14 protein-coding genes are annotated in these 15,529 nt (G+C 71.1%); 5 read left to right on the top strand and 9 right to left on the bottom strand.

From position 1 onward, the window contains the following. Positions 1–26: 26 nt before the first annotated feature. Positions 27–1,565, bottom strand: a complete 1,539-nt coding sequence (locus OG698_RS20315; RefSeq protein WP_406104531.1) for a D-alanyl-D-alanine carboxypeptidase — start codon at positions 1,563–1,565, stop codon at positions 27–29. On the opposite strand from OG698_RS20315, the gene OG698_RS20310 reads away from it, so the two are divergent. From OG698_RS20310 to OG698_RS20300, 3 genes are all read left to right on the top strand, one after another. Beyond that, positions 1,504–1,743, top strand: a complete 240-nt coding sequence (locus tag OG698_RS20310; protein ID WP_234374403.1) for an SCO4848 family membrane protein — start codon at positions 1,504–1,506, stop codon at positions 1,741–1,743. The two genes, OG698_RS20315 and OG698_RS20310, sit on opposite strands and share 62 nt — an antisense overlap. A 54-nt stretch (positions 1,744–1,797) precedes the next feature. Next, positions 1,798–3,117, top strand: coding sequence for a metallophosphoesterase (locus tag OG698_RS20305; RefSeq protein ID WP_406104529.1), 1,320 nt, complete (start codon positions 1,798–1,800; stop codon positions 3,115–3,117). 324 nt (positions 3,118–3,441) lie between these two features. Beyond that, complete coding sequence (locus OG698_RS20300; protein WP_406104527.1) at positions 3,442–4,998, top strand: ABC transporter substrate-binding protein; 1,557 nt, start codon at positions 3,442–3,444, stop codon at positions 4,996–4,998. On the opposite strand, the gene OG698_RS20295 is transcribed toward OG698_RS20300, so the two are convergent. Both OG698_RS20295 and OG698_RS20290 read right to left on the bottom strand, forming a co-directional pair. Further along, on the bottom strand, positions 4,931–6,454 hold the full coding sequence (locus tag OG698_RS20295) for an ATP-binding protein (RefSeq protein ID WP_406104526.1): 1,524 nt from the start codon (positions 6,452–6,454) through the stop codon (positions 4,931–4,933). The two genes, OG698_RS20300 and OG698_RS20295, sit on opposite strands and share 68 nt — an antisense overlap. Positions 6,455–6,528: 74 nt before the next feature. Next, positions 6,529–7,203 carry a response regulator transcription factor gene (locus OG698_RS20290; RefSeq protein ID WP_227300528.1) on the bottom strand — a complete coding sequence of 225 codons (675 nt, stop codon included), beginning with the start codon at positions 7,201–7,203 and terminating at the stop codon, positions 6,529–6,531. 389 nt (positions 7,204–7,592) lie between these two features. On the opposite strand from OG698_RS20290, the gene OG698_RS20285 reads away from it, so the two are divergent. Further along, positions 7,593–10,058: an MMPL family transporter gene (locus OG698_RS20285; protein ID WP_406111177.1), complete on the top strand. Its 2,466-nt coding sequence runs from the start codon at positions 7,593–7,595 to the stop codon at positions 10,056–10,058. Here the strand turns inward: OG698_RS20285 and OG698_RS20280 are convergent. Then, complete coding sequence (locus OG698_RS20280) at positions 9,988–11,301, bottom strand: MFS transporter (RefSeq protein ID WP_406104524.1); 1,314 nt, start codon at positions 11,299–11,301, stop codon at positions 9,988–9,990. The two genes, OG698_RS20285 and OG698_RS20280, sit on opposite strands and share 71 nt — an antisense overlap. Before the next feature lie 109 nt (positions 11,302–11,410). On the opposite strand from OG698_RS20280, the gene OG698_RS20275 reads away from it, so the two are divergent. After that, entirely contained in the window at positions 11,411–11,917 is a 507-nt protein-coding gene (locus tag OG698_RS20275; protein WP_406104523.1) for a MarR family winged helix-turn-helix transcriptional regulator, read from the top strand. A 92-nt stretch (positions 11,918–12,009) separates the two neighbouring features. On the opposite strand, the gene OG698_RS20270 is transcribed toward OG698_RS20275, so the two are convergent. From OG698_RS20270 to OG698_RS20250, 5 genes are all read right to left on the bottom strand, one after another. Further along, on the bottom strand, positions 12,010–13,197 hold the full coding sequence (locus tag OG698_RS20270; RefSeq protein WP_406104522.1) for a D-alanyl-D-alanine carboxypeptidase family protein: 1,188 nt from the start codon (positions 13,195–13,197) through the stop codon (positions 12,010–12,012). Between the two features lie 91 nt (positions 13,198–13,288). Then, on the bottom strand, positions 13,289–13,960 hold the full coding sequence (locus tag OG698_RS20265) for a TetR/AcrR family transcriptional regulator (protein ID WP_406111175.1): 672 nt from the start codon (positions 13,958–13,960) through the stop codon (positions 13,289–13,291). Between the two features lie 108 nt (positions 13,961–14,068). Beyond that, complete coding sequence (locus OG698_RS20260; RefSeq protein WP_406111173.1) at positions 14,069–14,578, bottom strand: thiol-disulfide oxidoreductase DCC family protein; 510 nt, start codon at positions 14,576–14,578, stop codon at positions 14,069–14,071. A 5-nt stretch (positions 14,579–14,583) separates the two neighbouring features. Next, positions 14,584–14,994, bottom strand: a complete 411-nt coding sequence (locus OG698_RS20255; RefSeq protein WP_399971179.1) for a hypothetical protein — start codon at positions 14,992–14,994, stop codon at positions 14,584–14,586. 110 nt (positions 14,995–15,104) lie between these two features. Further along, the gene (locus tag OG698_RS20250; protein WP_406104520.1) at positions 15,105–15,506 is read right to left on the bottom strand and encodes a VOC family protein; all 402 of its coding nucleotides are present in this window, start codon (positions 15,504–15,506) and stop codon (positions 15,105–15,107) included. Between the last annotated feature and the right edge of the window lie 23 nt (positions 15,507–15,529).

Here is a 15,529-nt window from a genome sequence, read left to right as displayed (position 1 = left end):
GAGGTGGCGCCCCGGGCGGGGGCCCGTCAGCGCCGGGGGAGGCGGCGTACCAGTTCGGGCAGGGGCCAGCGGCGGTTGACGAGGAAGGCGGCCGCGGCCAGGAGGAGGAGGGCGCCGCCAGTGATGGCCAGGGCGGTACCCACGCCGCTGGAGCCGTTCTGGACGGAGGCGTGGGCGGTCGACGCCTTGCCGGGTGCCGCAGCTCCGTTGTCGCCCTTCGGGCTCGCGGAGGAGCCGCCGGAGCCGCCGGTGTCGGCGCTCTTGGGCGCGACGAGCTGTCCCACCGGGGTGACCTTGCCGTCGGCCTTGAAACCCCAGTCGAGGAGACGGGCCGTCTCCTGGTAGACGGCCTGGTTCTCGCCGGAGTCGGGGTTCATGACGGTGACGAGGAGGACCTTGCCGTTGCGTTCGGCGACTCCGGTGAAGGTGGCGCCGGCGTTGGTGGTGTTGCCGTTCTTGACCCCGGCGATGCCCTTGTAGGGGTCGAGGCCCATGTCGCCGGTGATGAGCCGGTTGGTGTTCTGGATCTCGAAGGAGCTGGTGGTCTTGCCCTTCTTCTGTGACTCGGGGAACTTCGCGGTCGCCGTCGCGCAGTACTCGCGGAAGTCCTTCTTCTGCAGGCCCGAGCGGGCGAAGAGAGTGAGGTCGTAGGCGGAGGAGACCTGGCCGGGGGCGTCGTAGCCGTCGGGGCTGACCACGTGGGTGTCGAGGGCCTGGAGCTCGTCGGCGTGGGACTGCATGTCCTTGACGGTCTGCGGGACACCACCGTTGAGGGCGGACAGGACGTGGACCGCGTCGTTGCCGGAGCGGAGGAACACGCCGAGCCACAGGTCGTGGACGGTGTAGGTGTAGTCCTCCTTGACGCCGACCATGCTGGAGCCCTCGCCGATGCCGGCCAGGTCGGAAGGGACGACCTTGTGCGTCTGCGTCTTGGGGAACTTGGGGAGGACCGTGTCGGCGAAGAGCATCTTGAGGGTGCTGGCGGGGGGCAGGCGCCAGTGCGCGTTGTGCGAGGCGAGTACCTGGCCCGACTCGGCGTCCGTGACGATCCAGGAGCGCGCGCTCAGATTCTTGGGCAGGACGGGGGCGCCGTTCGCCAGATTCACCTGTGTGCCCGGCTTGCCCAGCTGTGCGCCGCCCACCGTCGACATCGAGGCCGGCGGCTTCGCCTTGTCCTTGGAAGACCCCGGCTTGTCGTCTGCCAGTGCGGGTGATGCGCAGCAGACCGAGACGAGAGTGGCGGAGGCGGCGACCGTGGCGGCTACGGCGGACCAGCGCCCGGCACGCCGAGGACCGGAGCGCCGAGGACCGGAACGCTTCAGACCGGAACGCTCAAAAAGAGACTCGATCTTGGCAGAGGCGGTCGTGAAATACGACTCATTCGAGGCAGGCACGGTCGTGAACGTACATGGCTGGGGCTCGTAAGTCTTCGCCGAGGTGTCCTGTGTCTCCTGCTCCCCACCCCGGCGGCGGTGCGGACGGAGGACTGGCGATACTGAGGGTATGAAGCTCAGCCGCCCCGTCTCCTGGTTCCTGCTCGCCTTCGGTGTCTGGAGCTGGGTCATCTGGGTCACTTTCGTCAAGAACCTGTGGAAGGACGGGAGCGGGCTTGCCTTCGACGACGCCGGCGACCCGACCGCCTACTTCTGGGTGCATCTGACGCTCGCCGTTGTCTCCTTTGTCTTGGGGACGGTGGTTGGGGTCATCGGGTTCCGCGGGCTGCGTGCCCTGCGTCGGGCGTGACGTGAGGAACACCGCAACGGACAGCGCGACGAACGCAACGGGGGGAGCGGTGTAGTGATCGCCGTATTAGTGATCGCAGGGCTTGCGTCGCTCGCGGCGTTCGCCGGTCTGCACTGGTACGCGTGGCGCCGCCTGGTGCGCGACACCACGGCTCGGGCCGGTCTCGCGCGGCGAGCGGGCACGGTCGTGTTCGTGTTGGGGCCGTTGCTGATGTTCGCGGCGGTGGCGAGCGAGCGGGCCGGTGCGCCGTTCTGGTTGCAGCAGGTCCTGTCCTGGCCCGGGTTCCTGTGGATGGCCTTCTCCCTCTATCTGGTGCTCGCGGTCCTCGTGGGTGAGGTGGTGCGCCCCCTGCTGCGGCGTTTCCTCGATCGCAGGTCCGCGCCGGGCGGCGCGGAGGCGGGGCCCGTGCCGGAGCCCGTACTGGTTCCGACGCGCGAGCCCGACGAGCCGTCCGCCGCGTCCTCCACCCCCACTAACGCCAACGCCAACACCAGCACCAACACCAGCGGCCACACCCTCAAGCCCGATATGTCCCCGGTCGCGTCCGAGCCCTCGCGTCGGCTCTTTGTCTCTCGCGTCGTCGGTGGTGCCGCCGTCGTCGCGGCCACCGGGATCGTCGGGACCGGTGCGTACGGCGTGCTGCGCGGGCCCAAGGTGAAGCGGGTCACGGTTCCGCTGGCACGGCTGCCGCGTTCGGCGCACGGGTTCAGGATCGCGGTCGTCAGCGACATCCATCTGGGACCGGTTCTGGGGCGTGGGTTCGCCCAGAAGGTCGTCGACACGATCAACTCCACGCAGCCCGACCTCATCGCGGTCGTCGGAGACCTGGTCGACGGCAGTGTCGAGGACCTGGCGCCGGCCGTCGCGCCGCTCGCGGGACTGCGGGCCCGCCACGGCACGTACTTCGTGACGGGCAACCACGAGTACTTCTCGGGCGCCGAGCCGTGGGTCGAGCACGTCCGTGAGATCGGCCTGCGGCCTCTGGAGAATGCGCGTGCAGAGATGGGCGCGTTCGACCTGGCCGGGGTGAACGACGTGACCGGCGAGAACTACGGCGACGGGCCCGACTACGACAAGGCGCTCGGCGCCCGCGACCCCGGCCGCGCCGCCGTTCTCCTCGCCCACCAGCCCGTGATGATCCACGAGGCGGTGAAGCATGGCGTCGACCTCCAGTTGTCGGGCCACACTCACGGCGGCCAGCTCTGGCCGGGCAACTTCATCGCCGACGCGGCCAACCCGACGCTGGCGGGCCTGGAGCGGTACGGCGACACGCAGTTGTACGTGAGCCGGGGGGCCGGCGCGTGGGGCCCGCCGGTCCGGGTGGGCGCTCCCTCGGACATCACGGTCGTCGAGCTGGCGTCGAAGCAGGCGTGAGGTTGGGGACCGGGGGAGGCATCTCCCCGGCCCTCAACAAAAAGCCACCGCCACGAAAGCCCGCCGCCCCAACCCCAAAGCCACCGCCCCGAAAAGCCCGCCGCCCCGACCCAAAGCCACCGCCCCGAAAAGGCCCGCCGCCCCAAAGAAGCCCGTCAGTCGCCCTCCGTCCCCCCAAAAGACCCCGCCCCGAAACAGGCTCGAAACCCCCTTGCCCACAAGTTGCTCACAGGGTGCCTCAAGGTCTTCAAAAGCTCGTCACCTCCTCTTCCCACGGCTCAAACTCCTGTGATTCAGTGATCCACGTCACTGGGGAGGGGCGCGATGCGGTCGATTCGCATGCGGGTATTTGCCACGTTCATGGTGCTTGCCGCCGCCGGAGCCGGCGCCTGGCAGCTGCTTCCGGAACGGGACGAGCAGGGGAAGACGATCACCGTCGGGACGACCGATGCCGTGACGTCGCTCGATCCGGCCGGTGCGTACGACGCCGGATCATGGGCGCTGTACAGCAACGTGTTCCAGTCACTCCTGACGTTCGACGCGGGTGGCGCCGCGCCCGTGCCGGATGCCGCGAAGCACTGCGGGTTCGTCGGCCAGGGGCTGCTCACCTACCGTTGCGAGCTGCGTGACGGGCTGACGTTCCCGAGTGGTCGCGCGGTCACGGCCAAGGACGTGAAGTTCTCCTTCGACCGGGTCAAGGCCATCAACTCGCCGGTGGGCCCCGCCACCCTGCTCGACACGCTCGGCAAGGTCGAGACGAGCGGGGCGCGGACGGTGACCTTCCAGCTGTCCTCGCCCGACGCGACGTTCCCGTTCAAGGTCGCCACGGGCGCCGGTTCCATCGTCGACAGCACCCAGTACCCGGCGCGCAGCCTGCGTACCCGTACCCGTGTCGACGGCACCGGCCCCTACAGCCTCAGCTCGTACACGCCCGGCAAACAGGCCAAGCTCGTCCCCAACTCCCACTACCAGGGCGCGGTCCAGAGCGTCGGGAAGCCCACCACCCTGCGCTACTTCAAGGACTCGGCCGCCCTCGAGTCCGCCTGGAAGGCCCGTTCGGTCGACGTCGCCGCTCGGCAGCTGCCGCCCGCGCTGCTCGCCTCGTACGCGCCGAGCGACAAGGGGGAGCGGCTCACCGAGGTCGAGAGCGCGGAGACCCGCAATCTCGTCCTCAATGTGCGGACGGGCCGCCCGTTGCACGACCGCCGGGTGCGGCAGGCCCTCGCCACGCTCCTCGACCGGGACCGGCTGGTCTCCTCGACGTACCAAGGCACCGTCGACTCCCTCTACTCCCTGATCCCGCGCGGCATCACCGGGCACACGACCGCGTTCTTCGACGCGTATCCGAAGCCGGACGCCGCCCGTGCGCGCAAGCTGCTCCAGGAGGCCGGGGTGAGCGCGCCGGTCCGCTTCGAGTTCGCGTACTCGCGCGGCGCCGCGTCCGCGTCAGAGGCGAAGGAGATCAAGCGGCAACTGGAGGCGAGCGGGCTGTTCAAGGTGAGCCTGCGCTACTACGAGTGGACCGACTTCCAGACGCGGTACGCGAGCGGGAAGCTCGACGCGTACGCGGTCGGCTGGCTGCCGGACTTCCCCGATCCGGACACGTTCACCGCGCAGCTCGTGCGCACCGGGTCCGGCATGCACAACGGATACAGCAGCAAAGAGGTCGACGGCCTGATCCAGGCCAGTCAGCAGTACGAGGACCGCAGCCGCACCATGGGCGACTTCCGCAAGCTCCAGGAAGCGGTCGCGCGCGACGTCCCGCTCATCCCTCTGTGGCAGCGCAAGGAGTACGTGCTGAGCACGGAGGACATCACCGGCGGGCAGTATCTGTCGGACGGAACCGGGGTGTTCCGGTTGTGGCAGCTCGGCTGGATCTGACCGGATCCGACGAGGCCTCACTCACGGGATCCCCCTCAGCCACAGCAGGAACCTCACCCACAGGCCCCCCACCCCCCGGCAGCACCACCGTCACCCGTACCCCCGCCCCCGGAGCCGTCCGCACCGACACCTCGCCGCCGTGCGCCGACACCACCCCCTGCACGATCGCCAGGCCCAGACCGCTGCCGGCACCTCCGCCCGCCCGGAAGAAGCGGTCGAAGATCCGTGCCGCGTCCTCCTCGTCGAGCCCCGGGCCCTCGTCGGCCACGCACAGCCGCACCGTCCCGTCCGCGCGTTCGAGCGAGACGCTGACGGGGGCGTCCTCCGGTGTGTGGGTACGTACGTTGGCGAGGAGGTTCCCGAGGATCTGGCGCAGGCCCGACTCGTCGGCGCGGACGAGCAGCGCGCCGTCAGCTGCGACCTGGACCGGGCGGTCCGGCTGCTGCACGCGCAGATCGTCGGCGGCTTCGCGGACCAGCCGGCTCAGGTCGACGTTCCGCAGGCGCAGTTCGGGGCCCTGGTCGAGGCGGGCCAGGGTGAGCAGTTCGTCGACGAGTCGGCTCATGCGGTCGGCCTCGGCATGGACGCGGCCCAGGGCGCGGGTGCGTTCCGCCGGGTCGCGGAGCATCCCCTTGTCGTAGAGCTGGAGGTAGCCGCGGATCGCGGCGAGCGGCGTGCGCAGTTCGTGGGAGGCGTCGGCGACGAACCGCCGCAGTTGCGCGGAGCTGCGCTCGCGGGTCTCGAAAGCCGTTTCGACCTGGTGGAGCATGGAGTTGAGGGCGAGCCGCAGTTGTTCGACCTCCAGGGCGGTGTCGTGGTGCGGCGGCACGCGCCGTGCGAGGTCTCCGTCGGCGATGGCCGACGCGGTCTCGACCATGTCTTCGAGGGGCCGCATCCGGTGGCTGACGCCGATCATCGTGAGGACGGCGAGCAACGCGAGCAGGCCCGTGCCGAGGGCGATGTCGAGCCTGAGGGCCTTGTGGATGCCGGTCTGGACGTTGGCCGTCGAGGTGGCGAGCAGCACGGTCGTGCCGTCGGCGAGTCGGGCGCCCACCGCGCGGTACGGGTCGCCGTGCACGGTGACGTCGCGCGGCTCGTCGGCGGTGGCGAGCGCCTTCGGATCGTCGACCGCGGAGGCCAGGTCGCGCTGGCGGGCGGTGGGGCGCAGGGTGCCTACGGTGATGGGCTCGCCGGCCCGGTCGACGGCCACGAACACGGTTTCGTTGCGCGGCAGTGAACTCGCCCCGGAATCCGTGGAGTCGGGGCCGGGAGAGAGTTTGTCGAGGGCGATGCCCAGTTCGCTGAGCGACTCGATCTGCTTGAGGGTGAGGCCGGTGCGCTGGAGCGAGGTGCGGGACGACGTCAGCTCGGCGTCGACGCTCGCGAGGAGGTAGTGGCGCATGCCCATGAGGCTGACGGCGGTCGCGGCGACGATGCCGAGGGCAAGCAGCGCCACGTTGACGAGGGTGAGTTTGGCGCGCAGGGAGTGGAACCGCCGGCTCCGGCCAGGCGCGTGCCCCCGCCCCCGCTTCACGCCCCACCCGCAAGCCCGTATCCGACCCCCCGCCGCGTCGTGATCAACGGCGGCCCCAGCGCTTCGAGTTTGCGCCGCAGGTAGCTGATGTAGGTCTCGACGACGGTCGACTCGGCGGTGTGCTCGTACTGCCATACGTGCCGCAGGAGTTGTTCCTTGGGCACGACGCGGCCGCCGTTGCGCACGAGGAAGCGCAGGAGCGCGTACTCGGTGGGCGTGAGCTGGACCGTGTGGCCCGAGCGGTGGACGGTGTAGGCCGTCTCGTCGAGTTCGAGGTCGCCGTAGCGCAGCGGCGGGCGTTCGGGCAGGACGTCGGCCGACCGGGTGCGGCGCAGGACGGCGCCCAGTCTGGCCACGACCTCGTCGATGTTGAACGGCTTGGTGATGTAGTCGTCGCCGAAGCCGAGCGCGCCCACGATCTCGGCGGGCGCGTCGCGCGCGGTCAGGAAGACGAGGGCCAGATCGGGCCTGCGGGCGCGCAGTTCACGCCCGAGCGCCCGGCCGTCGCCGTCCGGAAGCATCACGTCGAGGAGCGCGGCGTCGGGCCGGGTACGTGTGGCCAGGGCGAGGCCCTCGCGGACGGTGCCCGCGGTCATGACCTCGAAGCGGTGGTAGCGCAGGGCTATCGCGAGGACGTCGGCGATGCTCGGCTCGTCCTCGACGATGAGCACGGTGGCTCCCGCGGGGTGCTCCGCGTTGCTCACGTGCCCGGCACCCACGGGACCGGCGTCCGCGTGCCCGGCATTCACGGGACCGGCGTCCGCGTGCCCGGCATTCACGGGCCCACCCTTCGCCTGTCCCGATTTCACAGGCCCCGAGTTCACATGCCCGGCATTCATACCCCCAGCGTTCATAAGTCCAGTATCGGCGCGCCCGCCCCCGCTCAGCCCTGCCCGCCCCTTGGAGTTCCTTGAGAGTCATGGCCGCGCCGTGCCGTCGTGCGCCCGCGCCCACGGATGCTGAGGCCGAGGCAGGCCCGGGGGAACCCGCGGAGCCCGCGCCGGAGTTACGGCCGCGCTCCCGGTGACGGAAGACCGAAGGAGTGGCAAACGTGACGGCATTGGCACGGTGGTGCTACCGGCACCGCCTGGTGGTCCTGGTGCTGTGGGTGGGAGCGCTGTTCGGCCTGGGGGCCGCGGGCACCTCGGCGGGGACCGACTACTCGAACGTGTTCTCCCTGCCCGACACGGACTCCAAGCAGGCGTACGACCTGATGACGAAGGCGTTCCCGCAGAGCTCGGGTGACACGGACACCGTGGTGTGGCGGGCGTCCGGCGACGCGAGGTCGGTGACGGACACGGCCGTACGGTCCCGGATCGAGCCCGCGCTGATGGAGATCGCCGGAATGCGGGGCGTCGGCCAGGTCGCGGGCCCCTACGAGAAGAACGGCGCCGCGCAGATCAGCCGCGACGGCCGCACCGCCTACGCGCAGATCACCTTCACCGACCAGGCGAACGAGGTCCCCAAAGACCTGGTCCAGAAAGTCGTCGACACGGCTCAGGGTGCCGAACGCGACGGCCTCCAGGTCGAGGTGGGCGGTCAGGCCATCACCCGTATCCAGGAGCCGCCCACCGGCGTATCCGAGGTGGTCGGCATCGCGGCGGCGGCCGTCGTCCTCTTCCTGGCCTTCGGCTCGCTCTTCGCGATGCTGCTTCCGATCGTCGTCGCGATCATGGGCGTCGGCAGCGGAATGATGGCGACGATGCTGCTCAGCCATGTGACGAACGTGCCCGAAGTGGCCCCGCTGCTCGGCTCGTTGATCGGTCTCGGCGTCGGCATCGACTACGCGCTCTTCATCGTCACCCGGCACCGGCGCGGCATCCAGCGGGGGCTCGAACCGGAGGAGTCGGCGGTGCGCGCCCTCAACACGTCGGGGCGCGCGGTCCTGTTCGCGGGCGGCACCGTGTGCATCGCGCTCGCCGGAATGCTGGTCATGAACCTGCGCTTCCTGGACGGTGTCGTCATCGCCACGTCCCTCACGGTCGTGCTCAGCGTCCTGGCGGCGATCACCCTCCTGCCCGCGCTCCTCGGCCTGCTCGGCCCGCGCGTACTCAGCAGCAAGCAGCGGCGGAAGCTCGCGGCGGCGGGACCGGATCCCGCCGACGCGAGCGGTCCCGCGGCGCGCTGGTCGGCGTATGTGCAAAAACGCCCGCGCTCGATGGCGGCGATGGCTCTGGTCGTCATGGCGGTGCTCGCGCTGCCCGTACTGTCGCTGCGGCTCGGCGCCACCGACCAGGGCAACAACCAGGAGTCGACGACGACCCGGCAGGCGTACGACTTGCTCGCGGAGGGCTTCGGGCCCGGCTTCAACGGGCCGCTTCAGGTCGTCGTGCCGGGCGGCGCCGACACCACGGAGCTGGTCAGGACGATCCGTGCGACGGGCGACGTCGCGCAGGCCGCCGCGGCCCCGCCCGCCGCGGGCATCACGGTCATCCAGGTCGTGCCGGAGACGTCACCGCAGTCCGTCGGGACGGACCGGCTCATCGACCGGCTGCGTGACGACGTGATCCCGGAAGCCGGTGTCGAGGCGCACGTCGGCGGGGTGACGGCCGTCTTCAAGGACTTCGCGTCGGTGACCGGCGACCGGCTGCCCTACTTCGTGGGCGCCATCATCGGGCTCGGCTTCCTGCTGCTCCTGATCGCGTTCCGCTCGCTCGTCGTGCCGCTCACGGCCGCGCTGATGAACCTGATCGCGGCGGCCGCGTCGTTCGGCGTCCTGGTGGCGGTCTTCCAGTGGGGCTGGGGGACGGAGTTCCTCGGCATCGGGAAGGAGGGGCCGATCACCGCGTTCCTGCCGGTGATCATGCTGTCGCTGCTGTTCGGCCTCTCGATGGACTACCAGGTGTTCCTGGTGAGCCGGATGCACGAGGAGTGGGTGCACACCGGGGACAACGCGCGGGCCGTGCGCGTCGGCCTCGCCGAGACGAGCCGGGTCATCAACTGTGCGGCTCTCATCATGATCTGCGTGTTCTCGGCCTTCGTCCTGAGCGGCGACATGGACGGCGCGATGGCGGGCATCGGGCTGGCCGCGGCGGTCGCACTCGACGCGTTCATCCTGCGCACGGCGCTGGTCCCGGCGGCGATGCATCTCCTCGGCCGCGCCAACTGGTGGCTGCCGGACTGGCTGGACCGCCGGCTCCCGCACCTGGCCGTGGAGGCGGCCGAGCCGCCCGCCGCACCGCCGGCCGAGCCCATCGAGAGCGCCGGCCTCATCAAGACCGCGGAGCCCGTGGAGAGCAGCAGCACCGGCGGAGCCACGGTCGTCCACGGATTCCTGCGCACCCCCGACGGCGCCCCCTTGGCCGGCGCCTCCGTGACCCTCGTCTCCAGGGGCGGCCGCCAGCTCGACCGCGTCACGTCCCTCGCCGACGGCTCGTACATCGTGTCGGTGCCCGCGCCGGGGGCGTACGTCCTGGCGGTGACGGCGCACGGAGTGGCGCCGCGCGCCCGCCACATCACCGTCGGGGGCGGTCCGCTGGTGTACGACGTGGAGCTGACGGACGACGGGGTCGACCTGGTGAACTGACTTCTGAGTCAGGGGCGTTGGCAGGGGTGTTCAGCGTGAACCGCCGTACGCCGGGCACCCCCGCCGTGGCCACGCAGGCCAGGCCCACGGCCGCCGCCGCGATCCACAGCGGGGTCGCCTCGCCCCAGGCGTCGGCGGCGAGCGGGGCGAGGACGTAGCCGAGGGGCATTGCGGCCAGCGAGAGCAGCCAGTCGTACGAGGTGACGCGGGCGAGGACCGCCGCGGGAACGGCCGTTTGCACCGCCGTCTCCCACAGGGGGTTGAAGAAGCCGAGACCGGCCAGGGCGACGCCGAACGCGGCGGCGACCGCCGGTGCGGGGGCGTGCAGGGCGAGCAGCCCCAGCGGCAGGACGTACGTGGTCAGGACCAGGTTGCCCGTGAGGATCGGGCGGCGGGGGCGGGCCCGCCCGGACAGGAGTGATCCGAGGAGGAGGCCGACGGCGCCGGCCTGGGCGATCATGATCCAGGCGCCGTCGCCGCCCAGTTCCTTGACGGCGACGGCCGGTCCGAGGGTGGCGAACACGGCTGCCGCGCCGTTCCAGGTGGCGTGGGCGACGAGGCTCGTCCAGTACCAGCCGCGCGAGCGCACCTCGTGCCAGCCCTCGACGAGGTCGGACCGGAGGGAGCGGCGCTCCTCGGGGGGTGTCGTGGTGCGGCTGAGCCGCAGGGTGGCGAGCAGGGCGGCGCTGACGGCGAACGAGGCGGCGTCCAGCACGAACGCCCAGCCGGGACCCGCGGTCAGGACGAGCAGCCCGGCGAGCGCCGGACCGCCCGCCAGCGTGCCGCTGCGGACCACGGCGAGGGCGGAGTTGGCGGCCTGCCGGTCCTTCTCGCCGACGATGCCGACGATCAGTGAGGCGAGCGTCGGCATGGCGAAGGCGGAGGCCGCGCCGCCGATCGCCTCGGCGACCGCGATCTGCCACAACTCCGGTTTCCCGGAGAGGAGTTCGATGCCCACGAAGAGCTGGCCGGCGCAGCGTACGAGGTCGGTGGTCAGGGCCACGATGCGCGGATTGAAGCGGTCGGCGATCACGCCGCCCAGGGGGAGAAGCACGAGCCGCGGCACCATCGCGCAGCCCAGGACCAGCGCGAGCGCCGAGGCCGAGCCGGTGGCGCGCAGCACCGCGAGGGCGAGAGCGGAGGGGATGACGGCGTCGCCGACCAGCGAGAGGAGGCGGCCGAGGAAGAAGCGGCGGAAGCAGGCGTCGCGTAACAGCGGGTGGCGGAGGCTGGAGTGCGGCATGCGGGCGAATGTATTTCGTCACCGAAGTATTCGTCAACGAAGTATCAGAGATCAAAATATCGGACAGCGAAATATCTGGCGCCGAAGGATCTGACCGTAAACTGCCCCCATGGAACGCGACTCGACCGATGGGCATCTGGCGCGCTGGCTGCCGCTCATGCCGGAACTCGACCCGGACATCGAGGGCGCGGTCACGCGCGCGGGCGAGCTCACCCGGCACCTGCGCAGAACCCGTGAGCAGGCCCTGGCCGACGTGGAGTTGGAGCGGTTCGAGTACGACACGCTGCACAAGCTCGCGGGGCGCGGCGGACGCGCGGCGCCCTCGGAACTCGCCTCGGACCTGGGCCTCGCCCCGGCCTCCGTCACGGGCCGCCTCGACGGCCTCGAACGCCGCGGCCTCGTCGTCCGTACGCCGTCCAGGACCGACCGGCGCCGGGTCGACGTAGAGCTGACCGAGGCGGGCCGCGCGATCTGGCGCAAGGCGCTGGACCGGCTCGGGGGCGAGGAGCACCGGGTGCTCGGCGCGCTCGACGCGAAGGAGCGCAGGCAGCTCTCGGACCTGCTGCGGCGGGTGATGGTGGCCGCCGAATCGGGCCCCGGCGGCAGCCGCCCCTGAGGGGCACACCCCCAGAGACGTCCGCCCTGACGCGGTACCTCGCTCACTGGGCGGGTGTCGGCCTGGCACCCGCACCCCGCCACTGGCCCGCGTCAGCCCTGACGCCGCCGACGCCCGCTCGGCCGCTCCCGCTCTCGCCGCCGCAGTGCCAGCAGCCCGCCACCCGCGAGCACCGCGACCGCCGCGGAGCCGCCGAACGCCCAGTCGTCCGTGTGGGACGTGGCCGACGCTGCGACGGGAGCGCCCGCCGCACCAACCGAGCCCGCGGCCCCCGCACCCGGCTTGGCCGCCGCCCCCTTGGGCTGCTCGCTCAGCGGCGTGACCAGCGTGCCGACCGGATCCGCCTTGCCCGCCGCCGCGAACCCCCAGTCGAGCAGCGCCGCCGTCTCCTCGTACACCGCCTCGTACCCCGACTTGGGGTGCATCACGGTGACGAGCAGGGTGCGCCCGCCGCGGGTCGCCGCGCCGGTGAACGTGTTGCCGGCGTGCGAGGTGTAGCCGTTCTTGACGCCGATGAGCCCTTGGTACGCGGCCACCCCCTGCCCGGTGAGGAGGCGGTCCGTGTTCTGGATCTGGAACGTCTTCTTGCCCCCGGCCGGGAAGTCGGCCGTCTTCGTGGCGCAGTAGCCGCGGAAGTCCTCGTTCTTGAGCCCGGCGCGCGCGAACAGCGTCAGGTCGTACGCCGACGACACCTGCCCCTTGTGGTCGAAGCCGTCGGGGCTGACCACATGCGTGTCGTTCGCCTGGAGGTCCTTCGCGCGGGCCTGCATCTGGCGGACGGTCTCGCCCACCCCGCCGTTCATGCTGGCGAGCACGTGCACCGCGTCGTTCCCGGAGCGCAGGAAGACGCCCTGCCACAGCTGCTCGACGGTGTACGAGGTCCCGGCCTGGACGCCGACGAGGCTGCTGCCGTACGGGATCCCGGCGAGATCGGCGGCGGTCACCTTGTGGACCGAGGCCCGCCCGAACTTCGGCAGGACCGTGTCCGCGAACAGCATCTTGAGCGTCGACGCCGGAGGCAGCGCGCGGTGCGCATCGTACGAGGCGAGGACGTCGCCGCTGTCGTGGTCGGCGACGAGCCACGCCTGCGCGGCGAGCTTCGGCAGCCGGGGCGTGCCGGATGCCACCTGGACACCGGACCTGCCGAGCCGCTCCCCGCCGACGGTGGAGACGGCGGCCGCGGCACGCGGCCCTGGCAGGGTGACGGAGGCCGCGGCGCCGAGACCGAGGGCGAGCGCGGCGCGACGGCTGACGTGGTGCGATGAAGAAGGGCCGGGCATCAGACGACCGTACAAGCCGCGCATGAACCAAAGGTAAGAGCCCCCTGCCGCCCCGCCGCCCCTCCCGCCAGCCCCGCAGCTCCCCCGAAGATCAGCCCGCCCCGTTCCCCGTCCCGTTCCCCTTCTCCCGCGCCGCCGTAGACGCCTCCGTCATCCCCGGCAGGAAGTCCGTGAACAACTCGTGCACCTCCAGGACGAGCGGCCGCAGCACCCGGAACCGGGCGAGGGCGACCCCGCGCGTAGTCAGGCGTGCCCCCCGTTCGGCGAGGCGCCGGCTGCGCTCCCGGTCCTCGGAGCTGTCGAAGACCCAGTACAGGACGAGCCCCATCTGGGAGAGCCACATCAACTCCGGCAGGATCGCGGCGAGTTCGGCCGGAACCTTCGCCTTCGAACCGGCCAGCACCTCGCGGTGCACGTCGATCGCCGTCTCGCGGGCGTGCTCCGACTCGGGCGAGAAGGGGCTGAGCGGGCTGGTCGGGTCCGCGGCGGTCTTGAAGAACTGGGCCGCGAACTCGTGGTACGGCTCCGCGATCTCCAGCCAGGCGCGCAGCACCCCGGCGAGACGCTTCTCCAGGTCGGTCTCCCGGTCGAGCACGGGCCGTACGGCCGCCCGGTGCTCCGCGGAGATCTGGTCGTAGAACCCCTGGATGAGGTGTTCCTTGCCCGCGAAGTAGTAGTACGCGTTGCCGACGGAGACCCCCGCCTCCTTGGCGATGGCCCGCATCGTCGTCTTGTCGTAGCCCCGCTCCCGGAACATCCGCATCGCGGTCTCCAGGATCAGCGCCCGCGTCTGCTCACTCTTGGCGGGGCTCTTGGCAGCGCTCTTCGCAGGGCTCTCGGGGGTCTCTTTCTCTGCTGGCACGCTCAGAGCCTAATCGGGCACCTGGCAGCCGCTGTCGCAGGCCGCGGCGCCGTAGTACGTCCAGCCGTCGACGCGGTCGTACACCCAGCCGTCCGCCCTGCGGTAGGCGCTGCCCCCGGCCCTCCTGACCTGCTGGTCCCGGTGCGCCTGGCGGTACTTGGCGGCGGCGAGGACCGCGGCGCGCGCGAGGCGGGCACCGGCCGGGGTGCTGAATTTGTGGGACAGCGGCCGGTACTCGGCCAGTGCCCACAGGGTGACGACCCAGGCGGCGGGCCCGCGGTAGATCTGGCCGCCGTCGCCGACGAGCGTGATCTCCGAGAGCGTGGAGATGTGGTCGATCCCGGGGCAGCGGCGCCGGGCTTCTTCGGACCCGGCCGGCACCAGGTCGAGCGGGACGAGCTGCCGCTGCCGGGCGAGCCAGTTCCGCAGGAAGGTGCAGAGCGGGCACTGGGCGTCGTAGAGGAGGACGAGCCGGCGGACCGGGGCCCCCGTGGTGCCCCGGTCCGCGACCCCGCTCATCGCCGTCACGCCCCGGCCACCGGCGGCGCGGCCCAGCCCTGCGGGGGAACGGGCGGCTGCTGCTCCCGCTCCATGACCCCCCGCCGCCGGATCTTGTTGAGCACCCACACGTTCCCCAGGTGCATGACCCCCAGCACCAGGAGCACCACGCCGAGCTTCGTCGACAGGGCCTCGAAGATGCCGCGGGTGTCGGCGATGTCGTCGTCCCCGCTCAGGTAGAGCGCCACGAAGCCGAGGTTGACGAGGTAGAAGCCGACCACCAGCAGGTGGTTGACGGCCTCCGCGAGCTTCTCGTTCCCGTGCAGCACGTCGGCGAGGAAGATCCTCCCGTTACGGCTCAGAGTGCGCGCCACCCAGACGGTCAGGCTGATGCTGACGACGAGGTAGACGACGTATGCGACGACTGTGAGGTCCATTCCCCACCCCTCCTTGAACGCGTTCAAAAACGCTGTCGAGAAGGACTGTAGACCTGTTTTTGAACATGTTCAAGCGAGGGTCGGCCGACGGGAGTCGACGAACCCGGATATCAACTCCGCGCCAGTTCGGGGCGCTTGAGATAGTCCGTGAGGCCGATGACGTTGCCCCACGGATCCGCGATCTCCACGACGTAACCGGTGGAGGTGGAGAACGGCGGGTCGACCGGCGGGATCCCTGCCTCCACCAGCGCGCGGGCCGCCGCCTTCGCGTCGCGCACCTCCAGCCATACGCGCGGCCCCGGGCACGGAGGAGGCCGGTGGTCGAAGTCCTCCTCCGCGCGCAGCAGTACGCCGGGTGTCTCCTTGCCGGCTTCGAGGAGTGCGATCCCCGCCTCGTCGAGGCGGAACTTCACGCGGAATCCGGCCCGCTCGTAGAAGGACACCGCCTCGCCGAGATCGCCGACGGGGAACAGCGCGTTGTCGAAGCCGAGCAGCTCAAGGTCAAGTGACATACCGTCAGATTAGCCATGCTTCG

This window comes from Streptomyces sp. NBC_01003 (assembly GCF_045162695.1).
Taxonomy (GTDB): domain Bacteria; phylum Actinomycetota; class Actinomycetes; order Streptomycetales; family Streptomycetaceae; genus Streptomyces.
This window is presented reverse-complemented; position numbering and strand designations above follow the sequence as displayed.

Coding starts and splice junctions, on each gene's coding strand:
- OG698_RS20310 (WP_234374403.1), top strand. CDS start 1,504: ATGAAGCTCAGCCGCCCCGTCTCCTGGTTCCTGCTCGCCTTCGGTGTC.
- OG698_RS20315 (WP_406104531.1), bottom strand. CDS start 1,565: ATGACCCAGCTCCAGACACCGAAGGCGAGCAGGAACCAGGAGACGGGG.
- OG698_RS20300 (WP_406104527.1), top strand. CDS start 3,442: ATGCGGTCGATTCGCATGCGGGTATTTGCCACGTTCATGGTGCTTGCC.
- OG698_RS20280 (WP_406104524.1), bottom strand. CDS start 11,301: ATGCCGCACTCCAGCCTCCGCCACCCGCTGTTACGCGACGCCTGCTTC.
- OG698_RS20275 (WP_406104523.1), top strand. CDS start 11,411: ATGGAACGCGACTCGACCGATGGGCATCTGGCGCGCTGGCTGCCGCTC.
- OG698_RS20270 (WP_406104522.1), bottom strand. CDS start 13,197: ATGCCCGGCCCTTCTTCATCGCACCACGTCAGCCGTCGCGCCGCGCTC.
- OG698_RS20265 (WP_406111175.1), bottom strand. CDS start 13,960: ATGCGGATGTTCCGGGAGCGGGGCTACGACAAGACGACGATGCGGGCC.
- OG698_RS20260 (WP_406111173.1), bottom strand. CDS start 14,578: ATGAGCGGGGTCGCGGACCGGGGCACCACGGGGGCCCCGGTCCGCCGG.
- OG698_RS20255 (WP_399971179.1), bottom strand. CDS start 14,994: ATGGACCTCACAGTCGTCGCATACGTCGTCTACCTCGTCGTCAGCATC.
- OG698_RS20250 (WP_406104520.1), bottom strand. CDS start 15,506: ATGTCACTTGACCTTGAGCTGCTCGGCTTCGACAACGCGCTGTTCCCC.